This window comes from Pseudomonas sp. (genome assembly GCF_049300855.1).
Lineage (GTDB): Bacteria > Pseudomonadota > Gammaproteobacteria > Pseudomonadales > Pseudomonadaceae > Aquipseudomonas.
Map to the genome: position 1 here is coordinate 226,631 of NZ_JBAQKH010000042.1, position 18,610 is coordinate 245,240.

Below are 18,610 nucleotides of genomic sequence, written 5' to 3' on the forward strand. Positions count from 1 at the left end.
CATGACAGTCAGCAACCGGCCAGAGCAAATTCAAACCCTCAACTCCTCCAGAATAGTCCGCTGGTAAACATCGTACATAGGCGAGCTTTTCATCGGCTGCACCGCCCAATGAAAACGCATGCCGCGACCAATCATGATCGCGCTGCGGATTTCGTTCATTGGCTCAAACACGTGGTTTGATTTCTGAAACTCCATTTGCCTGTTGCGCAGTGGAGCCGCGCCGTAAATGTCTCGAAATTCGTGGATCAGCATCGCCTCGAAATCGGAATAAACTTTCGAGGCGTTCCGCGCGCGAGGGAAACAATAGCCGATGAGAAACTCATACTCGCCTTGCAAATCCGCGAGTTCCATCAGCCAGTTTTTGTGCTGAGTAATACGTTGTTCAAAGTTTCCTTCGCCGATATAGACCGTGGGAGAAACGCCTAGCGGGTACTGGATGGCGAACAGACCGTTAAGCCTGATCACATAGACGCATCGTTCAAGGTCTTGCTGTTTGACCCCTCTGCGTTGCAATTCCGGCCAGACATCAGTTCCCCACGTCTGACCACAATTCCAATGCAGCCAATCCCATTCAATTTTTACACTTGCCACCTCTGACTCCTTGTCAGGGCTGCTTGGATAATCGTGCCATCGCACCGGCCAGTGTTGCATCGGCACTTGCGGACTCACTTGCGGTGCCTGCAAGAGCGGTTTGCGCGACACGCAATTCGTCGCGACTTTGCTGAGCCTTCATGACCCGTCCAACACAATGCAGCGTGTCCTGATAACCCTGTTCGATCCAGGTGGGGATCTTGTCGACATCAAAACCGAGCAAGTCCTGAGCGCCGCTCATGAGGCCCGTAGCTCGGTTAAGGCTTTGTTGGGGACGAATTTCCAGAATGGTTGCATCCGGAAATCGTTGGCGGCTCCATGGCGATCCATCAATCAAGTGAGTGACGATTACCAGATTGCATCCAGCTTCCAGCAATGGGGTGATTGGCGTATTACCCTGCATCGTCTGCCAGCCACCTTGGCCGCCGTCCGAGTAACGTTTTTCACCGTGTTTGCGGGAGGTGAACAATAGCGGGATCGCAGCAGAAGCCAGCAACACCTGTTTGCGCCGGTCTTCCTCGAGCGACTGTATATGCACGAATTCCGAATCCGGTGTATTGCTCAGCCCCAGCTCAGCCATGAATGCTGACGCCAAGTCCTGCAGACCGCCGTTGCTGCGATACAACGAGACATAGAGTGGCATCCCTGTCGCTAGCTGCTTGCTGTCGAGAAACTCATCCATCAGCTGCTTCAGCGGCTGGTCGTCCAGCAAGCCTTCGTCGAGCCCATCAAGCCAGCTCGGTAACTCGAACTCAAAGGCCCCCGCTATTTTCTTCACGGCGTGAACAAGCCCCAGCACAACGCCTGCACCCTGAACCCGCAGGCCCGCTGCAGCCAACAGCGCCAGATACCCAGGCGCCTTCATGCTTAACGGGGAGTTATTAGCCAACCGTTCCCAAATAGCCTCCAGGCGCTCGATAGCAATATCCAGTGATGGAGAAGAAGCCAGGATGCCGCCATTGAGGGCGCCAATGCTGGCGCCTGAAACTGCATCAATGCGGGTGCCGAGTTCGCGCAAGGCTCTGAGCACACCGACCTGATAAGCCCCCTTGGCCCCACCACCGGAAAGTACCAACCCGACTTTCATGGGAGCAGTCATCATGAAGCCTCCAGAAAAAGTTCACTGATCATGGCTTCTGTCACCCTTGGCGCTGCAATGATCCTTGGCAGATGCACAGGCAACTCTTCCGGGGTCTGCGAGGCCGCAAATGCGAACGGTGTGGAATATGGATCCGTCCAGTCCCCCAGATAGCGAATAGCATCTTCGCCATCAGCAGTAGCGACGCTTCCAACAGGACGAGCCAGCCACCGGTCGCGAGTCGCGATACGCTCGCCCTGACTGATTCCTGCATCCTTGTTCATCTGAATGATTGCCTGATTGGCCAGACGCTCGAGCTGTTTCTGTCGTTCGTGCCCGGACACTGTCTGGCAATAGTCGCCAAACGCCCCCCATCGCAGTTCTTCAAGTGCTGCATAGCAGCGCCCGGACAGCGTGAACATATTGAACCGCCCTGCTCCCCACTTCCCGAAAACATCGTCAAGGTGCAGATGCGCCTGCTGTAGTCGGTCAATCCTTGCGACATTGCGATCCAGCTCATCACAATGCTCATCCAGACGTTGCGAAAGCAGGTTAATGGCCTGGCGGCTCTCTATCGAAAAATCGACGAGGGTGGCGACATCATGTTTGAGGGCGTTGACCCGGGTGTTGACTTGAACAATCGCATGATTGCTTTTGGCCAACGACTCGCTCAAATCCTTCAACCAGTTCAACGCACCTTCCACGCCATCAGTAAGGCTTGCGTTGATCTCAGCCTGATTGCGATCACCCTGACCGGTAAAGCCGTCGAAAAGGCGAGTGAAAAACCCATCCCGCTTGGCCATGTAACGTTGGCGTTCACGTGCGACATCAATGCCGTTGGCAAAATCCACCACGAATTTTTCGGGCAGACACGTCAGTGTCTGGCAGATATCCGAGCCGGGTGAAATCGGGGTCTGTTCAATCATGCCGCCACCTCAACACCCGCGGAAGGGACGTCACGTTTGAGCGCATCACTGTCCTTCTGAATACCAGGCACATGGCGTTTGAAGCCAGCTAGAAGCTCGGCCAATTGCTGCTGCTGTCCTTGGTCCGACTGCTTGTCTCGAATGCTCTGATTCAAGTCGCTGCGAATCGATTCCACAGTCAACTTGAGCTCGTCAAAGAACTTGTCGACGCAATCCTTCAGTGGCGTTTCAATTGTTTCTACGGTCGCGCGTGCAAGACCATCGAACAAATCCTTGAGCGTTTTTTCGATGGAAGCCTTTACCTTGGAAATATCGATTTCGTAAACGGCAACTTTAGTGGTGTACGACTCCCAACCCCAGTCATCCGTATCAAAGAAATTGCAAATGCTGCCCCATACACCCTCCGAACGACGACGGCGCTTTTCGGTGCGATGTTTGTTTTCGATTACGCCACCCAGCAGCTCAGCACTGGAGGGGCGCATTGACAGCGCAGGCATTGACGGGATGTTGATGGCAATTGAAAAACCGCTACGGTTAAGACGCAGATTGAGGTCGGAAATGATCTCGCTGGCTTGCGTGGAAATACCTTGTTCGAACAAATCGTGAAACTTGCGAAGAATCTGTTCGGACTCTGCGAGTAGGCGCCTTTCATTACGTTCGATTATCAGCCGAACTCCGCTCTCAATCCCACGCGTGATGGCTTCAGCCTCTTCACGGTCCTTGAGCTTGATGACTGTGGTTGTTTCGTCGAAGGGATAACCAAAATCGGTAGGTTGTTTCCCTAGCCTTCGTTGTCCTGCAATACTATTCAGGATTCCGAAGAACCCGGTAAGTACTTCTTTTTTTCTCTCCAGTTCTTGCTGCTCTTCGGCTTGCTTACCCGCTTTGAACCCTTGCTCGACCTCGGCACCGATGGCAGCACGAATGTCATTAAACACCTTGTCCATTTGCCCGTTGATAGTTTGCAGCGCATGTTCGGCGTCCGCTCTGGTCTGAACTTCCAGCCTGCCAATGCGATCGATGTCACTGCGCAAGGAGTTGATCTGATCGTTCAACTCCTCGACATTCTTTCCCAATGCGGCCTCACGCACGGCGAGGAAATTGTTCAGCTTTGCGGCAATGTCCGAGAGCTTGGCGGCGGCGGATGCCACCGCAAGCGTCGCCGCGCCACTGTGAGCCTTACGGATGATCTGATCCAACGGAGCGGCAAACAAAGAGTCTTCCCAGAGACCGTCGGCAGCTTCCTTCACTTCTTCAGGGTCAGTAATCTTTTGTTTCCATCTCGTGCCCAGTGCGGCTTTACCGAAATCCGCCACCCAAGCGTTCTGATCACCGTCAACCTCTGGAAGCGAACCATTGATCGACAATTCGCGACGGGCGCGGTTAGCGAGATCACCCAGTTTGGACGACACCGGGAACACCTGCGAAGGTTGCAACCGACCCCCCAACAATGATTCAGCGACCAAGCGTCTGGTTTGCTCCTCATCATCGCTATTGCGGTCCTTCTCGTCGAACTTGTTGACCAACGCAAAAATTCGCCCCTGAGCTACGTCGGCGATTCGCTCAAGCTCGGCTCTAACCTGCTCATCGGCATCAGACTTAAGCTGAGTAAAATCCAGAACCGCGAGAACAGCTGAAGCATTTTTCAATTGCTCGCCAAGCATTTTGCGCAGATGTTGCTGGCCAGCCTCGTTAGGGCCTGGCGTATCCAGCAGCGTCAGGCGACCCATACTCTGCGAGGTACCTGCCAGATGAGAAAACTCTACTTCAATAGCCGGGATCTCATGGATCTCGTCATAGCACTCGAAAGGAAAATGCACGTCTAACGCCAATGCCACGCGAACCAAGTCGTTCAAGCTTCGCAGGAACCAGAAAATTTCCTCGGGTCCTTGATAGCAATTCTTGAATCGGCCATTTTCCTTGATGAGCTGCAACAAGGGTTGAAGGTCCCTATCGCTCGCCAGCTTGTCAGCGACTGCACCCGCATCGTGGCTATTAAGCACTTGGTGCAATTGGGCAATCACAGCATTGATAGGTCCATTATTTTCCAGGCGCAGTATTGGCTCGATTTGTCCTGGCGTGTGACGAATCAAAGTCGGTAACGCTGTCATAGGCCGATTTCGATTTGGCAGCACCTCAGTGCCGACAATGGCGTTAATCGTGGTCGATTTGCCTGCCTTCATCGTCCCGACAACGGCCAGCACCATTTCCAGGCGCTGAAGCTTGTCTGCTTCGCCCCGGAGCATCTGCAAATCTTTCTGGATGCTGGCCTGGGTAAACGTCTGGTGCTCATGACTATGCTCATCGACCACGACGCCGTCTGCATCCTTCATTCGTTGCAGCAGATCGATTTCCACCTCAAGCAAACGCAGGGATTCTTCGCGCAGCAGTTCGATATTTTGCTCGTACATCTGATCTCCTTGAAAATTAGCGGCCCGGATTGTGGTCCTTGAATCTGCCAATGCTTTACTCACAACAGCTGTCACTGCATCAAATAACGAAGGGATCATGGCCAACGCCTCAGAAACTTGAAAACTCACGGCGTGCTATCAGCGAACGTCATACCCCAACATAAACAACGAACGCTCCAACATGCTTAATGTCACCGTGAAACCCTGCGCGTCGAGAACTTTGCCCGTAGTCCACAGCAAGCGGCTGCTCATCCGCACAAGCTCAGCCCACTCCCTGTTGCGTGCAGGAATGTCGCTGGAGGCGATATAGAGGCTTGTGAAAATGAACAGATCTTGCGAAGGATTTCTCGTTTCGTCTTTCTGCTTTTCGGTCTTGGTATTCGGGCCCCAGCGAAACGCCAAGTCCGTGGGAACTGTGTTTTGAGCGTTTGCCAGCAACCAAGTGCGCGCCAACAAGCCCAAGGCGGCTCCCACGCGACCGTCATAAATAATCAAGCTGTCCGGCGCTGCAGCGGCATAGATCTTGGTCATGGCCGAATTCATCAATAGTGTCTTCCCGTTGAAATCGATCAACGGCGCCGTAGATTGACGGTCAAGCAACTCAACAGCCTTCAGAATTGAGCGGCACAAAGTCTTGGCTGCCGCCTGCGACTGCACCCAAAGCAAGGAAGCATCATCCGCTTTTCGTGCGACGCCCCCCCAGGCAAAGATCGCCTTGCACGCAACCAACGCTGCAGCATCATCATTGGCCGCCAGACTCTTGCGCAGCTCAGCCGCAATGCTCGCAAAATCATGCGGTGCGGCTTTTTCAGGCCAGCAATAGTGCTCGTTCGCCTGGCTCAAGCTCTGGCACCACCAATCGCCGGCGCCATGCCGAGCTCTCCAGTCTTTCCAGGAATGGTGCCTACTGACCTTGTAGCGATGCGAAAACGAACCTGCTGCGCCTGTCCATAACCCGCTCAGATACTGCGCAAAATCAAATTGCATGGCAGTGAGCAAACCCTTCCCGACTCGTCGTACCGGGGTCGAAAATGAAAGATCATTGGCTACAAGAGGCGTCACGAGCCAGACAGCATTAGGCGTCGATGTTCGAATATCGACCACGCCGAGTGCTTGCAGAATTGGCAGTACGTAATTGATGTTTCGCGGGCCGTACGCCCCGCTCAACGTAACTCTACTGGCACGACAGAGCGGGCCGGATAGCGTCGGGTCATTGTTTGACTTGATCAGGCACGGACTTTCAATCCCATGGCTGTTTTGGTGAAGGTAATTCAGCGCAGCTTCGAACGCCGATCTGAGCAGGACGTGGCGTTTGGAGGCAACCAATACGATCACCCGGTCATCGGCGAAACCGTCAACGATGTATTCACTGCGTTGGGACGGAGTCCGAAGTCGACTCAGCTCTCCCATGCGCGACCAGGCACGAGAAATCGTTTGCACCACCCTCTGCGTCATGCTGATTCCTTTCGATCTCAAAGCTGCTCGCGACTGACTGAAACTGGCTGGCCGATCCATCTCCAAGATCGCCAATATGATGTCGAAAAGGCGCACGAAGGCGCTCCCTTTCCCATGATTCCACTTCAGTCTGCTTTGGCAGCGGCGCCCGATTATGCACAGGAAGACATCGAAATGCCATCACGCTAGACACCGACCAAAGTTCTATCGACGCGGCCGAAACTCAATCAGAAACGGCCCTGATTGGCTTACTTTGCGAGTTTCAACGGGTGCGCTGAAAGATGCAGTGGCGCAAGGTTTAATGGCACAGTGACCAACGCCTTGATGAATCTTCACTTTCACCCCATCGGCACCGCAAACACCGCACTAGCCCGCGCAACCGTACGCTCGCCAACATGCAAACTGACGGCGGCAAACGCCAGTTGGCGGCCTTTTTTCGAGTACTCCAGACGCACTTCCAGCCACTCGTTCATTTTCACGGCGCCGAGATAATCCAGGGTCATGCTCGCGGTGATCAATGGCTGTGGAGGGTCGCTGGAAAAGGCCATGGCGTAGCCCATGCCGACATCGGCCAAGGTCGCCAGGACGCCGCCATGCAGGGTGCCACGGCCATTGGCGTGGCGTGAGTCAGTCAATAAACCCAGTTCCAATTGCAGCCCACTGCCCTTCGCGTAGATCGGACCAAGCAGATCGAGCAACGGGCTGCTGCGGGTAAACGGGGCGAAACCTTCGGGAATTGCGGTGACGTCCATGATCCCTCCGTGTGCCGGTGACTACCGGCGTCATTGACCTGAATACTTCGGTTCAATAGGAGGATTTATGGGCAATCGCGCAACGGGGCAAGCACTATACGGATGCGGAATTTGCGCTGATAACACCCGGCGGCATCAATAGATCAACGCAATCCGCCCTCTTGTTTACCCCACCGAAGTCACTCTCGCCGCCGGCGCAGGATGACGCGACGTCACCAGGCCGAGAAAGGAAATCGCCAGTGCCAGCCCGATGGTGGTGGTGACTTCGGTGCGGTGTTGCGGGGTGATCATCATCACCGCCAGCGCGGCGCAGATAAACACAATCACCAACCACGTCAGCCAGGGAAACAGCCACATGCGAAAGGTCAGCTCGACCTTGCGCTGTTGCAATATCCGGCGCATGCGCAACTGCGACACCGCGATCGCCAGGTACACCAGCAAGGCAATTGCACCGGAACTGGCGAGCAGGAACTCAAACAACCCGGCGGGCATGAAATAGCTCCACACGGTGATCGACGCACCCAGCACGGTACTGGCAATAACGGCCGCGCGGGGCACGCCTGCCGAGGAAGTCGCCTTGAGCATTTTCGGCGCATCGCCACGACGGCCCAGCGAGTACAGCATGCGCGAGGCAATGTAGATTGAGGAGTTCATGCAACTGGCCACGGCGATCAGCACGACGATATCGACCATGAACTTGGCGTGGGGAATGTTCATGATTTCCAGCGCGCGCTGATAAGAGCCGACCGAGGCCAGCAACGGATCATTCCAGGGCACCACGGAGATCACGACGAAGATCGACAGCAGGTAAAACACGCCGATGCGCCAGATCACCGAACGCGTGGCCTTGGCAATGTTGCGTGACGGGTCGTTCGATTCGGCAGCAGCGATGGTCACCGCTTCGGTGCCGATGAAACTGAACATGATGGTGATGAAAGCGCCGACAACCGCCGACAGACCGTTGGGCGCGAATCCGCCGTGGTCGGCCATCAACCCGCTCAACCCGCTGACTTCCCTGTCGGGAATCCAGCCCGTCAACACGGCAAAACCGACACCGATAAAACCAATGATCGCCACGACCTTGGCCATGGCAAACCAAAATTCGAATTCACCGTACTTGGACACGCTGAACAGGTTGGTCACCACCAGCGCAATGATCGAGCCCAAGGCGAACAACCAGGCATCGACCTGAGGAAACCATTGGTTCAGCACATGCCCGGCCGCCAATGCTTCGATCGGAATGACCAGAACCCAGAACCACCAGTAGAGCCAGCCGATGGTGAAGCCCGCCCAGCGCCCGATCGCCTGATCGGCATAAGTCGAGAACGAGCCGGTGTCCGGATTGGCCACCGCCATTTCGCCGAGCATGCGCATGACCAGCACGACGAGCAGACCCGAGAACAGATAAGCCAGCAGAACCGCCGGCCCCGCTGCGGCAATGGCATGCCCTGAGCCTACGAACAAACCGGCGCCGATAATCCCGGCGATGGACAGCATGGTGACGTGACGAGGCTTGAAGCCCTGCGCCAATTGGCTACTCGAATCCGTTGAGTTCGGGCTGATCATTGGTTTTTTTTATTCTCTGCTGAGAGACATTTGAGCGAGTTGACTGGGCAAAGGAGCATGATCGTTGCCTGTTGCCCCCCCGAAAGAAGACCGTCCAATCGCCGCAGTTCTTATCAACCCCATGATCTGGATGGGATTATTTTGATGTGAAGACACCTTACCTTACCGGGCCAGCCAAATGACTCAGTAGCCTGAATGCGCCATTTTCGAGTCTGATATCGACACGCGTAGACCTTGCGTTCGCAGTGGAAACCAACCAGTCACCGAGTAGCCAACGGCGACCCTCTGGTTTTATTGAATGCTTCAGAAGCGCACGCTCAAGTGTTAAACCACAAACCTGGGCTATCTTTTCTGCGACTCACCTGCAATGGGTGATCCCACGAGTAAGGATGCTTTATGAATCAATCACCTTTTCGCCTGAACGGCTTCGCGCTGACATTGATAGGAGCACTGGCGACCTCGGGCCTGCTCGCAACGCCAAGCCAGGCGAACGACGGCCCGCTCAGTGGCCCTGTTGCCAACACCAAAGTGACCGAACCCTATGTGCGCATGATGGCGCGCGAAGCGTATTTCTGGGGTTGGCCGATGGCCAATATTTTCAACCGTCGCCAGGCGTTCAAGGATTTACCCGAGCCCGGTTTGATGGGCGGTATTGTTCCGGTCGCGCCGATCAATCGGCTATCGATGCTCAGCGATTACATCGATCCGGCCGAGCGTCTGGTGGCGTGCCCGAATCAGGACGTGGTCTACGGCGCAGGCAGCATCGCGCTGGATCTGGAGCCGGTGGTGTTGCAAGTGCCGGATTTCGGCAGCCGCTTTTGGGTGTATCAGGTGGTCGACCTGCGCTCCGACAGCTTTGCCGAACTCGGCAAGATGTACGGCACAAAACCCGGTTTCTATCTGTTGGTTGGCCCGGACTGGAATGGTAAGGTTCCGGCCGGGATCAGTCAGGTCTTCCGCGCACGCAGCAACACCGGTTTCGTGATTCCGCGGGTTTTCCAGGATGACAGCGCCACCGACCGCGCGGCCATTCAGCCCGCGCTGTCGGGCGTGGACATGTATCCGTTGTCGCAATACGACGGCAAGGTCAAACACCGCGACTGGGCCAAACTGCCGAAATTCCCGGCGCAGGCCGCTGGCAGTGGCGAAACCAAATGGGTGATGCCGGAGAAATTTTTCGATGAGCTGCCGGCACTGCTCAAAGACGCCAAACCATTACCGGGTGAGGAAGCGCGTTACGCGCAAATGGCTGCCCTCGCCGCCATCGCCAAAGCGGATCCGCAACTCAAAGCCGCCATGATCGATGAAGCCAAAAAAGCCGACAGCGAAGTCATCGACCCGCTGCTGCAGTTCCGCAACTATGGTCTGCAACTGCCAGATCACTGGAGCACCATCAGTAACGGTGCGGCGTTCGGCACTGACTATTTCAGCCGCACGGCGGTCGCGCGCTCGAACATCTTCGTCAACCAGCAGAAAGAGACCAAGTACTTCTATCAGGACCTGGACAAGAGCGGCACGCGTCTCAACGGGCAGAACGGCTACACCGTGACCTTCGCCAAAGGACAGTTGCCGCCGGTGAAAGGCTTCTGGTCGCTGACGCTGTACAACGAACAGCATTTCTTCTCGCCCAACGACCTCAAGCGCTACTCGATCGGTACCAAGAATAAATCCCTGCAAGCCAACGCCGACGGCTCGCTGACGATCTACGTGCAAAGCGGTTCGCCGGGCAAGGGCAAGGAAAGCAACTGGCTGCCGACGCCAGAAAATGCCGACTTCTCGTTGTACATCCGCGCCTACTGGCCTGAGCCGGCCGCACTCAACGGCCAATGGGTACCACCCGCCGTCGTCAAAGCCAATTGATCAGAACAGGACGTTCGCTATGCATACCTCTGCAAAATCAATCGCTGCGCTGATCGTTGCCGTGTCCATCAGCAGCGGCGCGCAGGCCGCTACGCGCTATGAGCAGTTGGCTGATCTGCCCTTTACAGGCGGCTACCCCACACTGGAAGGTGTGGCGCAACTGCAGCATGAATTGATATTCCAGCGTGCCGTACAGTCGTACATCTGGGCATTGCCAGCGTTGAACATGTACGCCATGAAAGAAGGTTCGGAGAAGGCTTTCGGTGCCGGTTACAACGTCCTGCCCATCTGGAAGGACCGTCTCAACGCCAAGACCCGCGTCACCACGCCCAACTCTGACGTGATCTACGCAATGGGTTATCTGGACCTCAAACAGGACGGTCCAATGGTGATCGAGGTTCCCCCGGGCTTGCAGGGGATTCTCGATGACTTCTTTCAGCGGCCGATCTGCTCTGAAGGGCAGATAGAGGGACGCCAATGGTGTGGTGATGTCGGGCTGCCGGGGCCGGACCAAGGCAAAGGTGCCAAGTACCTGGTGCTACCGCCGGACTATAAAGGTGACGTACCGCCGGGTTATCTGACTTACCGCTCGCGCACTTATGGCGTGTTCGTTTTCTGGCGCGGCTTCTTCAAGGATCCGCAGAAACTGCAGGCACCGGTCGCGGTAATGGAGCAGACACGCATCTATCCGCTGGGCAAACAGGCCAGCGCTAAAGCGATGCTGTTTCCCAACGCCTCGAAAACGCCGGTCAACATGCTCTACCCCACTGACGGCAGCGCGTTCGACATGCTCTCGCGATTCATCGACAACGAATACGTCGACTCACAAGACATGGAAATGCGCGGCATGCTCGCCGCCTTGGGTATCGTCAAAGGCAAGCCGTTCAACCCGGAACCAGGCACCCGCGACCTGCTCGACAAGGCAGCGAAAACCGCGAGCAAGATCGGCCATGCCATTTCCTACACACCGCAGACCATTGTCGCCAATGGCACCTGGTACCCGGACCGCAAGTGGCTGAACGTCTTCCCCGGGAATGCGACGTTCACCGCCGACACCTTCAATTACATCGATCCACGTACCGGCTTCTTTACCAATGCCTATTCGGCCAGCCCAGGCATGGCGGTGAACATGGAAAACGTCGGCGCCAAGTACCCGGCCACGTTCGTCGATGCCTCCGGCCAATTCCTCTCCGGCAGCAACAGCTATTCGCTGAACCTGCCCAAAGGCATTCCGGCGGCATTGTTCTGGTCAGTCACGGCGTATGACTCGATCACTGCATCAGGCCTGGATAATGGCCAGCCGTTCCCGTCGCTGAACACCATGGATAAACCCGTCACCAACGCCGACGGCTCCACTGACGTGTATTTTGGTCCGGACTCACCGGGCACCGGTAAAAACTGGATCAAAACCCTGCCGGGCGAAGGGTACTTTGTGATTTTGCGGCTGTACGGTCCGACCAAGGCGTTCTTCGACAAGGCATGGAAACCGGGGGACTTGATCAAGCAATGATCCGTTGCGTGCGCTCATAACGCGGCAGTCCAATCGCGTCAGCCTTGGGCGATCAACGACACAGACGCAGGCGGCATCATGCTTGGGGCTGTCCAGAATCGGGATGAGGCGAGTGAAATCAGCATATCGCTAATTTGCTTAGTTAGTTTTCTACCTCCGAGGATTTTGCCCGCAGAAGCAAGTCGCGTAGGCTGGCGCTTTTGCGCAAAACAATTTGCCCCCGCAAGGACGCACTGCCCGATGAACACCACACAAGACTGGCTGACCCGGTTGGCTCAAAAGCAAGGACAGCCTTCCACCTATGAAGACTATCGGCGCAACGAGGCGCTGGAGATCCTCACTCGCCTTGGCAACACCGGCACCTGGGCTGACGTGAGCAATGACCACAACGGTTTTGTTCGCGAAATCGCGGTGCGGGAGCTGTGCCGGCAGCCGTCTGCCGAAGCATTGGCGGTGCTGATCGAACGCCTGAACGACTGGGTCCCGCAGGTTCGCGACCTGGCAGCGGCAGGCCTGCAACACTATTTGTCGCCCGCCCATACCCAGGCTTGGTTGTCCGCCCTTGAACCGTTGATGGCACTGGCAGCGCAACGCCGGGTCGACCACAGCCAGACGCTGTCGACGGTGCGCGCACTGCTGCAATCGGCGCAATGCCGGGATGAGGTGTATGCCGACTTCTTGCAACGTCAGGGCAAAGCCGCGCGCTACCTGTTTACGCTGTTGCTGGAAAACCCTGAAAATCCCGAAACCCTGCTGCGCAGCGCTCTGACGCATCGCGAGTTGACCGTACGCTCGATGGCAGTGCCGGCAAGCGCGATGTTGCCGGCGGCACAACGTCTGCCGTTGCTGCTTGAAGCGATGTCACACCCGGGCGCCAAAATCCGCGCGCTCGTGCTGTATGCGCTGCTGCCGCTGCTCGCCGATCCAAAACCTGTTCTGCGCGAAGCCCTGTTGGATGTGTCACCGGCAGTGCGCAATCTGGCGCTGTGGGCCGCGCCGCGTAATGACGTTGATGCGCACGCCGTCCTCGCCGAGCGCTTGAGTCAACCTTTGCCCACAGCAAAACAACACTGGCTGGGCGTCCTCGGCCTGACCAGTGAACTCGCTGACACGTTGCCAGAGCACTGGCATGCCCGCGCATTACGCTCGGCTTTTGTCACCGTGCGACAGGCCGCAGCGCGCCTGCTTCGCGATGATCAATTGCCTGAACTGTTCGCGGCGCTCGATGATCCATCGGATAAAGTTTTTTCGGTGGTGATTGCGCGACTGGACAAAGTGTCCTGGCCGCTGTTGATCCGTGGCGTGAAAGCCAAACTTGATCAAGACTGGCATGAACTCCCGTTGGCGCGGCGCAACGCCATTTTCCAACTGCTGCCGACCTGGCAACAAATCGGCTACTTGTTAGGCCGCCTCGACACGGGGCACGCCGGACAAACTTACTGGATCAGCCAAATCGAATCGTGGTGCGACAGGCAGTATCTGGCTGCCGATCCGATAACGCCCAAGGCCGAGCGCGAAGCATTGCGGGAAAAGATTCGAGAGTTGACGGCACAAGGACTGATCCGCTCAGGTGTGCGGTTGCTCTCCTGAGTGAACCGGGCCGTTGATCAAAACAACCGCTACCTTTGCTCCTTTACATGGAACGACGGTCAATCCTTGTTCTCTACCACTGAACCTACAGCGGAGGGATTGACCATGATTGCCCCTGAAACCGGTATGAAACCGGGTGAGCGTTATCGCATTGAAAGCGTCGAGCGCGCGCCGCAATTTGCTGGATTTTTTCTCGACGGCAAGTATTACCTGGGCCCCGAGTTGCAGACGGCCGTGGGCTGGCTCGAAGGACAGAATTTCCTGTATGACCAACTCGACCCCAATGGCGAACCGGTTTATCCAGACAGAATCGTCGGCACCATCACCGCACGGACACTGGAGCTGACAGACGGCCTGCGACTGAGCATCGAGGAAATGCCGTTTCAGGCAGAGGTCGTTACGCCATTCCGGTCATTTGACGAAGTGACCGTTGAACCCCGACCACTGACGATATCGCAGCGGCAGACAGCAGCAGGCTTGCGCCAACCGATGCAACCTTCGGCGCTCCTGGTTGCAGGCGCTGCATTGCTGGTCGGGCTGTGCCTGTTGGCGATCAATCGTTCGGGTGGTCGAGTCAGGTAGCCTTTGCACGACGCGGGTGGTGTCCGTTTTTTGTCACCGCCCGCGATCAAAGGCCAAGCACAGCGCTTGCCTCACGCATGAAGATTTCCACGGTTTTCGGACCGATGCCGTCGAATTCTGCCAGGCGTTTCTCAAACGCCTGGCGATCAGCGCTGGCCTCGACCATATGGCTGACCTTGCCCGAGTACTCGTCGTTTAACCGGCGTACCAAGGCGTGCAGCCGCACGGCGGTGGTCTCGTCGTAACGCACGTAATGCGCCTCCCCGAGCATCGCGACCAATTCACGATGGCTGCAGGCTGCCAGTTTGCGTGGCGTATCGCGCCCGTGTTTGTCGGCAATCACGCGATAGGCTTCGGCGGCGATTTCGGCCTGTATCCGCTTGCCCATCAGGAAACTGGCAAGCAGCCATTTGAACAGGGAACCGTCATCGTCGCGCTTGAGCTGAATGTTCAAATCCCTGGCACTGATCGTCTTGTTCACCGGGTATCTCCGGGGTTGAAATCGATGGGATTTTTCGTCCCCTTGTCTACTCGGCAAGGCTTGATCTTTAGGCTTGCGCCCGCTCCAACCGTTCAACTCAAAACAATTGTCAGCAGCCTGAAACAAACCCCGAAAATCCTTTGAATTTTTTTCGTCGGCAAAACTCATTTGCGTATGAGCGTAAGGAGGAACGCATGAGCAACGTCGACATCTTCGTCATCGAATACAAACTGCACGGCCAGCCAAAATCATTCGTCATCCGCGCAAAAACCATGCGCAACACTGACGCATGGCATTGGGCGAGCTGTGACGCCGGCATTGCGCCGATTCCCAAACCCGGCAAGCCACCGTTGAAAGTCATCTCCAAACCCCAGGCAGAGCGGTTCGGTATCACCGAGGTGAAATGGCGCGAAACGGCAACGGTGGACTGGATGGAGGCTTGATCATGCTCAAACAGATCGGCAACACACTGATCCGTCGCGACCATCGCGCCAGTTGCCATTGCGGTGCGGTGATCCTCGAAATCCACTTGCCCGATGGCCTGCCCACGCCGCACCGCTGCGACTGTTCGTTCTGCAAACGCCGAGGCGCCATCGTCGCCGCGGTGCCGGCGACTGACCTGAAAGTGATCCGAGGAAAATCCGCACTGTTGAAGTACAGCTTTGGCCAGCAAGTGGCCGAGCACTTTTTCTGCGGCAACTGCGGCATCTACACCCATCACCGACGTAGCAGCAATCCGCAGGAGTTTGGTTTCAATGTCGGCTGCCTTGAAGGGGTCAATCCCTATGATCTGGGCGAGGTGCCGGTGGCGGATGGTGGGGCTTGGCAGTCGCCTTAGAGCAAATGACCGCTGGAGAGCGCATCGAGGCTCGCCAGCGGTTCAATGAGCAAGATCGGCATTACCAAAAGAAACCTGCCTTACTGCACTTTCAGCTCAAGCAGCTCACCGCCCTCCTTGCTCAGACGCTCCAGATACGCACCGGCCTCCAGCAACTGATAAGGGAAGTAAAGACCTGCCGGCGTCGGCGCTCGGCCATCGAGCCCGAGCAGTCGCTCCAACAGCATCGCGATACTCAACCCCGTCAGCGCTGCGGCACCTCCCGGATGAACGAGTGCATGCCGCGTGTGCAATGGTCGCCCATTGCGATCCTCACCAAGCATTTCGATGAGGATCTCCGTCGACATTGGCCGCCCCGCACGCCGCGAAGAACTGACACCACTGGCGAGATTGAACTGCACATTCGGCGCATCGGTGGCGGCTGCCAGCCCAGTGACGTCGATGGACGAGAAACCGCTGGCTTGCATCGATGTACCGTCCACCGCGCGGAAGCTAACGTTCTTGTCCTCCCCTTCGCGCCAGAAATAATCGCCATCGCGCCGAGTCAGGGCGGCGGGCAGCATTTTGTTCAGGTGCTCAAAATCCTTGGCCACGGTCGGCCCGCCACCGTCCTCCTCGTCGACCAGCGCATCAATGCGGATATCGCACACCCGCGAAAACGACTCGGCAATGTGCAGCGTCGCCACCGTCGTTGCACCCACCATCCATTCGTAACCGAGCACGATGGGGGAAGCGTCAGGGCGATGGATGTAACTGGCGATTTGCGGCGCAATCTCGAACACGCCGGAAGAAATGCTCAGATGCGGAATCTGGCGCTTCTGCGCGAAACGCAGCCCGGCAAGGGAATGATCCATGTAGAAAACCGCCACGGCGCTGACCGGGCGATCGCCCAGCCCCAAGTCATCGGCAGCTGGATCAATGACCACGCCCTGCGCCCCGCCCATTTCTTCTGCGGCTTGTTGAGCCTTGGCCAGGTCACGGCCGCCGATCAGTAAAGGTACGTCGGGATGAGCGGCGCGCAAGGCTTTGGCAGAACGGTGGCCGATGGCGCCGGAGCCGCCCAGAAACAGAATTGGATGAACTGACATGGGTATCCCTCCTCGTCTTTTTGGGTTGCGACCTAGTGTTGGTGCGTGCCGTGGCGGGAGGGTTCCGCACCATTACCTGAGCTGGAGGGTGGACCGACGAATGTCATTTTGAACGGCGTGTTGATGAGGCGTGTTTAGGAGTTTTTCGTGGTTGTTTAAAAGACACGTCGCGTTACTTGCTTAAGGCTACAACTTCTTGCGCCGTTGCCTACGACTACGCCAGAATCCGCCGGCTTGTGCGCCTCAAGGGCCACCGGTAACTTGGTTCGCGTCACTGATTCCCAGTGATCGGGTTTAGTAGCCCGTGGTAAATGAAAGTGCACAAGCGTCCGTCAAAAGGTATTCACGTACCTGCACTTGATGGCGGCTGTGCGTAGGGCGCCCTCGGGCGCGCCGGCTTTCTTCTTTTCCCCGGTCTACTAACCTGCGTACAGCTGCCACCCCCTGTTTAGTAGCTCGGTGCGGCGGCCACATAACAGGAAAAAGAAGAATATGTTCAAAGTAACGCCAAATCCGCCGGAAGCAGATCCGGCCTCCCCCTACGAATCACCCGACTCAAAGAAATTCCACGAAGCCGCCGAACGCGCCCTCGACTACTACCTCACGCCAACCCAACGCATCATGGGCAGCGACCAAAAACACGCTCCCATGTTCCTGGCCAACGCCGACTACGACAGCGAATCCCTGCTCGTTAACGCCAGCGAGTCCCTCAGCTCAGCCACCGAAATGCTCTGCAACTTCGCCGCCCTCCTGGACCCAGGCCACCGCAAAACTGCGCTGGGGATTGCGCAAGTGGTGATGCTGGGGGAATTGGCGGTGAATCGAGCGCTGGATAATTTGTGCCGGTGGATTAAAAGTTGATACCTTTGCAACTACGGGGACAGAACCAATTTTAAAACGTGGCCTGCCCCCTGTTGTTCTTTCTGTTCATCACCAAGGAAAGAATGTGATCAGAAGTAAAATTAGCGCAGGCAGTTAACGATCGAAAGTTGCCTTGGATGGATTGACCCGATTCGCCGGAAAAACCACACACGTCGAGCCGGTATGTCTTGAAATCAACTCTAACGTCTTCTAGATGGAAGAGCAGCGCCATTACTAGCATTAACCATCTTTGTCTTTATACGCTCAAGCATAGAGATGGCTTCCGATGCGTGCGCAGAAAGGTGATGGGCGTTTTCCCAGAGGATTTTCCAGAAGTCCATAGCTACTAGCTCATCTTCTATGGGAGGCAATGACTTTGATACCTCTCTAGCGAAGATTTCATCACTTAGTGCTTGGATCCGCTTAAGCCTAAGCCAATGGTGGGAAAGCATCTGAAGAGCTTCAGAATCTGAAACAATTGTACAAAGTACAGGTGAAACCACTTCCCATGCGGTGAGCCGTAGGTCAGGACTATGCATAACTTTGCCTTCCTCTGCTGCCACCCGTATCGTTTCAAGAACGCCAATATTGTAACGGCACGCCGCTACTAAAACTTCAATTGAGCCTATCGCTTGTCTATGTTGGTCTTCTGCTTGCACTCTTCTTTGCCGCCGGAGAACAAGCTCGTTTAAGGCCAAAGCGATTGGAACGCCGAGTACAACACCAATGAGCGTGGCAGCTAGGTTTGGCCAAAAGGCCTCTAAAAATGGGAGCATATCTGCAGCCTGACTATAAGTAGACGACACGTCTGGAGTAATGAGTAGCCGACAATGTCTGATTACGTTCCCTGTCCATGTGTTACTCCCTATTTGATTTCAGTTTCACGCGACAAACGCGATCCTCGGCCAGAAGGGGAACGAAATGACCTTGGGTACACTAATGGCGAAATCGTAGCATGTCCATGGCCTGCTTTTGCCTAAATGCTGTCTTCGCGAACCACTGCTTCCAGCGCTATGATCGA

Annotated in this window: 17 protein-coding genes; 7 read left to right on the forward strand and 10 right to left on the reverse strand. The window is 56.2% G+C overall.

The annotated features are described in order from the left end of the window. Positions 1-30: 30 nt before the first annotated feature. The 7 genes from WA225_RS22395 to gabP form a co-directional block, all read right to left on the reverse strand. A complete protein-coding gene (locus tag WA225_RS22395) occupies positions 31-591 on the reverse strand; it encodes a hypothetical protein (RefSeq protein WP_422609648.1) in 561 nt (186 codons plus the stop codon). Positions 592-604: 13 nt separating this feature from the next. Then, positions 605-1,693 (reverse strand): patatin-like phospholipase family protein, encoded by a 1,089-nt coding sequence (locus WA225_RS22400; RefSeq protein WP_422609649.1) that lies wholly within the window; start codon positions 1,691-1,693, stop codon positions 605-607. Next, positions 1,690-2,595: a diguanylate cyclase regulator RdcB family protein gene (locus WA225_RS22405; RefSeq protein ID WP_422609650.1), complete on the reverse strand. Its 906-nt coding sequence runs from the start codon at positions 2,593-2,595 to the stop codon at positions 1,690-1,692. Before WA225_RS22405 ends, WA225_RS22400 begins: the two co-directional genes overlap by 4 nt. After that, positions 2,592-5,006, reverse strand: coding sequence for a dynamin family protein (locus tag WA225_RS22410; RefSeq protein WP_422609651.1), 2,415 nt, complete (start codon positions 5,004-5,006; stop codon positions 2,592-2,594). The genes WA225_RS22405 and WA225_RS22410 overlap by 4 nt, the downstream gene beginning before the upstream one ends. 138 nt (positions 5,007-5,144) lie before the next feature. Continuing rightward, positions 5,145-6,557 (reverse strand): hypothetical protein, encoded by a 1,413-nt coding sequence (locus WA225_RS22415; protein ID WP_422609652.1) that lies wholly within the window; start codon positions 6,555-6,557, stop codon positions 5,145-5,147. A gap of 242 nt (positions 6,558-6,799) precedes the next feature. Continuing rightward, positions 6,800-7,213: a PaaI family thioesterase gene (locus WA225_RS22420; protein ID WP_422609653.1), complete on the reverse strand. Its 414-nt coding sequence runs from the start codon at positions 7,211-7,213 to the stop codon at positions 6,800-6,802. A gap of 165 nt (positions 7,214-7,378) precedes the next feature. Then, positions 7,379-8,779 carry a GABA permease gene (gabP, locus tag WA225_RS22425; protein WP_422609654.1) on the reverse strand — a complete coding sequence of 467 codons (1,401 nt, stop codon included), beginning with the start codon at positions 8,777-8,779 and terminating at the stop codon, positions 7,379-7,381. A 396-nt stretch (positions 8,780-9,175) separates the two neighbouring features. Between gabP and WA225_RS22430 the strand changes: the two genes are divergently transcribed. From WA225_RS22430 to WA225_RS22445, 4 genes are all read left to right on the forward strand, one after another. After that, the gene (locus tag WA225_RS22430; protein ID WP_422609655.1) at positions 9,176-10,639 is read left to right on the forward strand and encodes a DUF1254 domain-containing protein; all 1,464 of its coding nucleotides are present in this window, start codon (positions 9,176-9,178) and stop codon (positions 10,637-10,639) included. A 19-nt stretch (positions 10,640-10,658) separates the two neighbouring features. Next, complete coding sequence (locus WA225_RS22435; protein ID WP_422609656.1) at positions 10,659-12,149, forward strand: DUF1254 domain-containing protein; 1,491 nt, start codon at positions 10,659-10,661, stop codon at positions 12,147-12,149. Between the two features lie 78 nt (positions 12,150-12,227). Then, on the forward strand, positions 12,228-13,739 hold the full coding sequence (locus tag WA225_RS22440; RefSeq protein ID WP_422609657.1) for a HEAT repeat domain-containing protein: 1,512 nt from the start codon (positions 12,228-12,230) through the stop codon (positions 13,737-13,739). Positions 13,740-13,844: 105 nt separating this feature from the next. Continuing rightward, the gene (locus tag WA225_RS22445) at positions 13,845-14,321 is read left to right on the forward strand and encodes a short chain dehydrogenase (protein WP_422609658.1); all 477 of its coding nucleotides are present in this window, start codon (positions 13,845-13,847) and stop codon (positions 14,319-14,321) included. Between the two features lie 46 nt (positions 14,322-14,367). On the opposite strand, the gene WA225_RS22450 is transcribed toward WA225_RS22445, so the two are convergent. Further along, on the reverse strand, positions 14,368-14,802 hold the full coding sequence (locus WA225_RS22450) for a DNA methylase (RefSeq protein ID WP_422609659.1): 435 nt from the start codon (positions 14,800-14,802) through the stop codon (positions 14,368-14,370). A 194-nt stretch (positions 14,803-14,996) separates the two neighbouring features. Between WA225_RS22450 and WA225_RS22455 the strand changes: the two genes are divergently transcribed. Both WA225_RS22455 and WA225_RS22460 read left to right on the forward strand, forming a co-directional pair. Then, a complete protein-coding gene (locus tag WA225_RS22455) occupies positions 14,997-15,245 on the forward strand; it encodes a DUF6555 family protein (protein ID WP_150652630.1) in 249 nt (82 codons plus the stop codon). Positions 15,246-15,247: 2 nt separating this feature from the next. Beyond that, positions 15,248-15,640: a GFA family protein gene (locus WA225_RS22460; RefSeq protein WP_422609660.1), complete on the forward strand. Its 393-nt coding sequence runs from the start codon at positions 15,248-15,250 to the stop codon at positions 15,638-15,640. Positions 15,641-15,720: 80 nt separating this feature from the next. On the opposite strand, the gene WA225_RS22465 is transcribed toward WA225_RS22460, so the two are convergent. Next, entirely contained in the window at positions 15,721-16,728 is a 1,008-nt protein-coding gene (locus WA225_RS22465) for an NAD(P)-dependent oxidoreductase (protein ID WP_422609661.1), read from the reverse strand. A 492-nt stretch (positions 16,729-17,220) separates the two neighbouring features. Here WA225_RS22465 and WA225_RS22470 point away from each other — a divergent pair, with 492 nt between their 5' ends. After that, positions 17,221-17,589, forward strand: a complete 369-nt coding sequence (locus WA225_RS22470) for a DUF6124 family protein (RefSeq protein WP_422609662.1) — start codon at positions 17,221-17,223, stop codon at positions 17,587-17,589. A gap of 200 nt (positions 17,590-17,789) precedes the next feature. Here WA225_RS22470 and WA225_RS22475 read toward each other — a convergent pair whose 3' ends face one another. Continuing rightward, the gene (locus WA225_RS22475) at positions 17,790-18,365 is read right to left on the reverse strand and encodes a hypothetical protein (RefSeq protein ID WP_422609663.1); all 576 of its coding nucleotides are present in this window, start codon (positions 18,363-18,365) and stop codon (positions 17,790-17,792) included. Between the last annotated feature and the right edge of the window lie 245 nt (positions 18,366-18,610).

What these genes read in the sequence shown, in the direction of transcription:
- WA225_RS22400 (WP_422609649.1), bottom strand. Translation starts at nt 1,693, where the DNA reads ATGATGACTGCTCCCATGAAAGTCGGGTTGGTACTTTCCGGTGGTGGG.
- WA225_RS22405 (WP_422609650.1), bottom strand. Translation starts at nt 2,595, where the DNA reads ATGATTGAACAGACCCCGATTTCACCCGGCTCGGATATCTGCCAGACA.
- WA225_RS22410 (WP_422609651.1), bottom strand. Translation starts at nt 5,006, where the DNA reads ATGTACGAGCAAAATATCGAACTGCTGCGCGAAGAATCCCTGCGTTTG.
- WA225_RS22420 (WP_422609653.1), bottom strand. Translation starts at nt 7,213, where the DNA reads ATGGACGTCACCGCAATTCCCGAAGGTTTCGCCCCGTTTACCCGCAGC.
- gabP (WP_422609654.1), bottom strand. Translation starts at nt 8,779, where the DNA reads ATGATCAGCCCGAACTCAACGGATTCGAGTAGCCAATTGGCGCAGGGC.
- WA225_RS22430 (WP_422609655.1), top strand. Translation starts at nt 9,176, where the DNA reads ATGAATCAATCACCTTTTCGCCTGAACGGCTTCGCGCTGACATTGATA.
- WA225_RS22435 (WP_422609656.1), top strand. Translation starts at nt 10,659, where the DNA reads ATGCATACCTCTGCAAAATCAATCGCTGCGCTGATCGTTGCCGTGTCC.
- WA225_RS22440 (WP_422609657.1), top strand. Translation starts at nt 12,228, where the DNA reads ATGCTTGGGGCTGTCCAGAATCGGGATGAGGCGAGTGAAATCAGCATA.
- WA225_RS22445 (WP_422609658.1), top strand. Translation starts at nt 13,845, where the DNA reads ATGATTGCCCCTGAAACCGGTATGAAACCGGGTGAGCGTTATCGCATT.
- WA225_RS22455 (WP_150652630.1), top strand. Translation starts at nt 14,997, where the DNA reads ATGAGCAACGTCGACATCTTCGTCATCGAATACAAACTGCACGGCCAG.
- WA225_RS22460 (WP_422609660.1), top strand. Translation starts at nt 15,248, where the DNA reads ATGCTCAAACAGATCGGCAACACACTGATCCGTCGCGACCATCGCGCC.
- WA225_RS22465 (WP_422609661.1), bottom strand. Translation starts at nt 16,728, where the DNA reads ATGTCAGTTCATCCAATTCTGTTTCTGGGCGGCTCCGGCGCCATCGGC.
- WA225_RS22470 (WP_422609662.1), top strand. Translation starts at nt 17,221, where the DNA reads ATGTTCAAAGTAACGCCAAATCCGCCGGAAGCAGATCCGGCCTCCCCC.
- WA225_RS22475 (WP_422609663.1), bottom strand. Translation starts at nt 18,365, where the DNA reads ATGCTCCCATTTTTAGAGGCCTTTTGGCCAAACCTAGCTGCCACGCTC.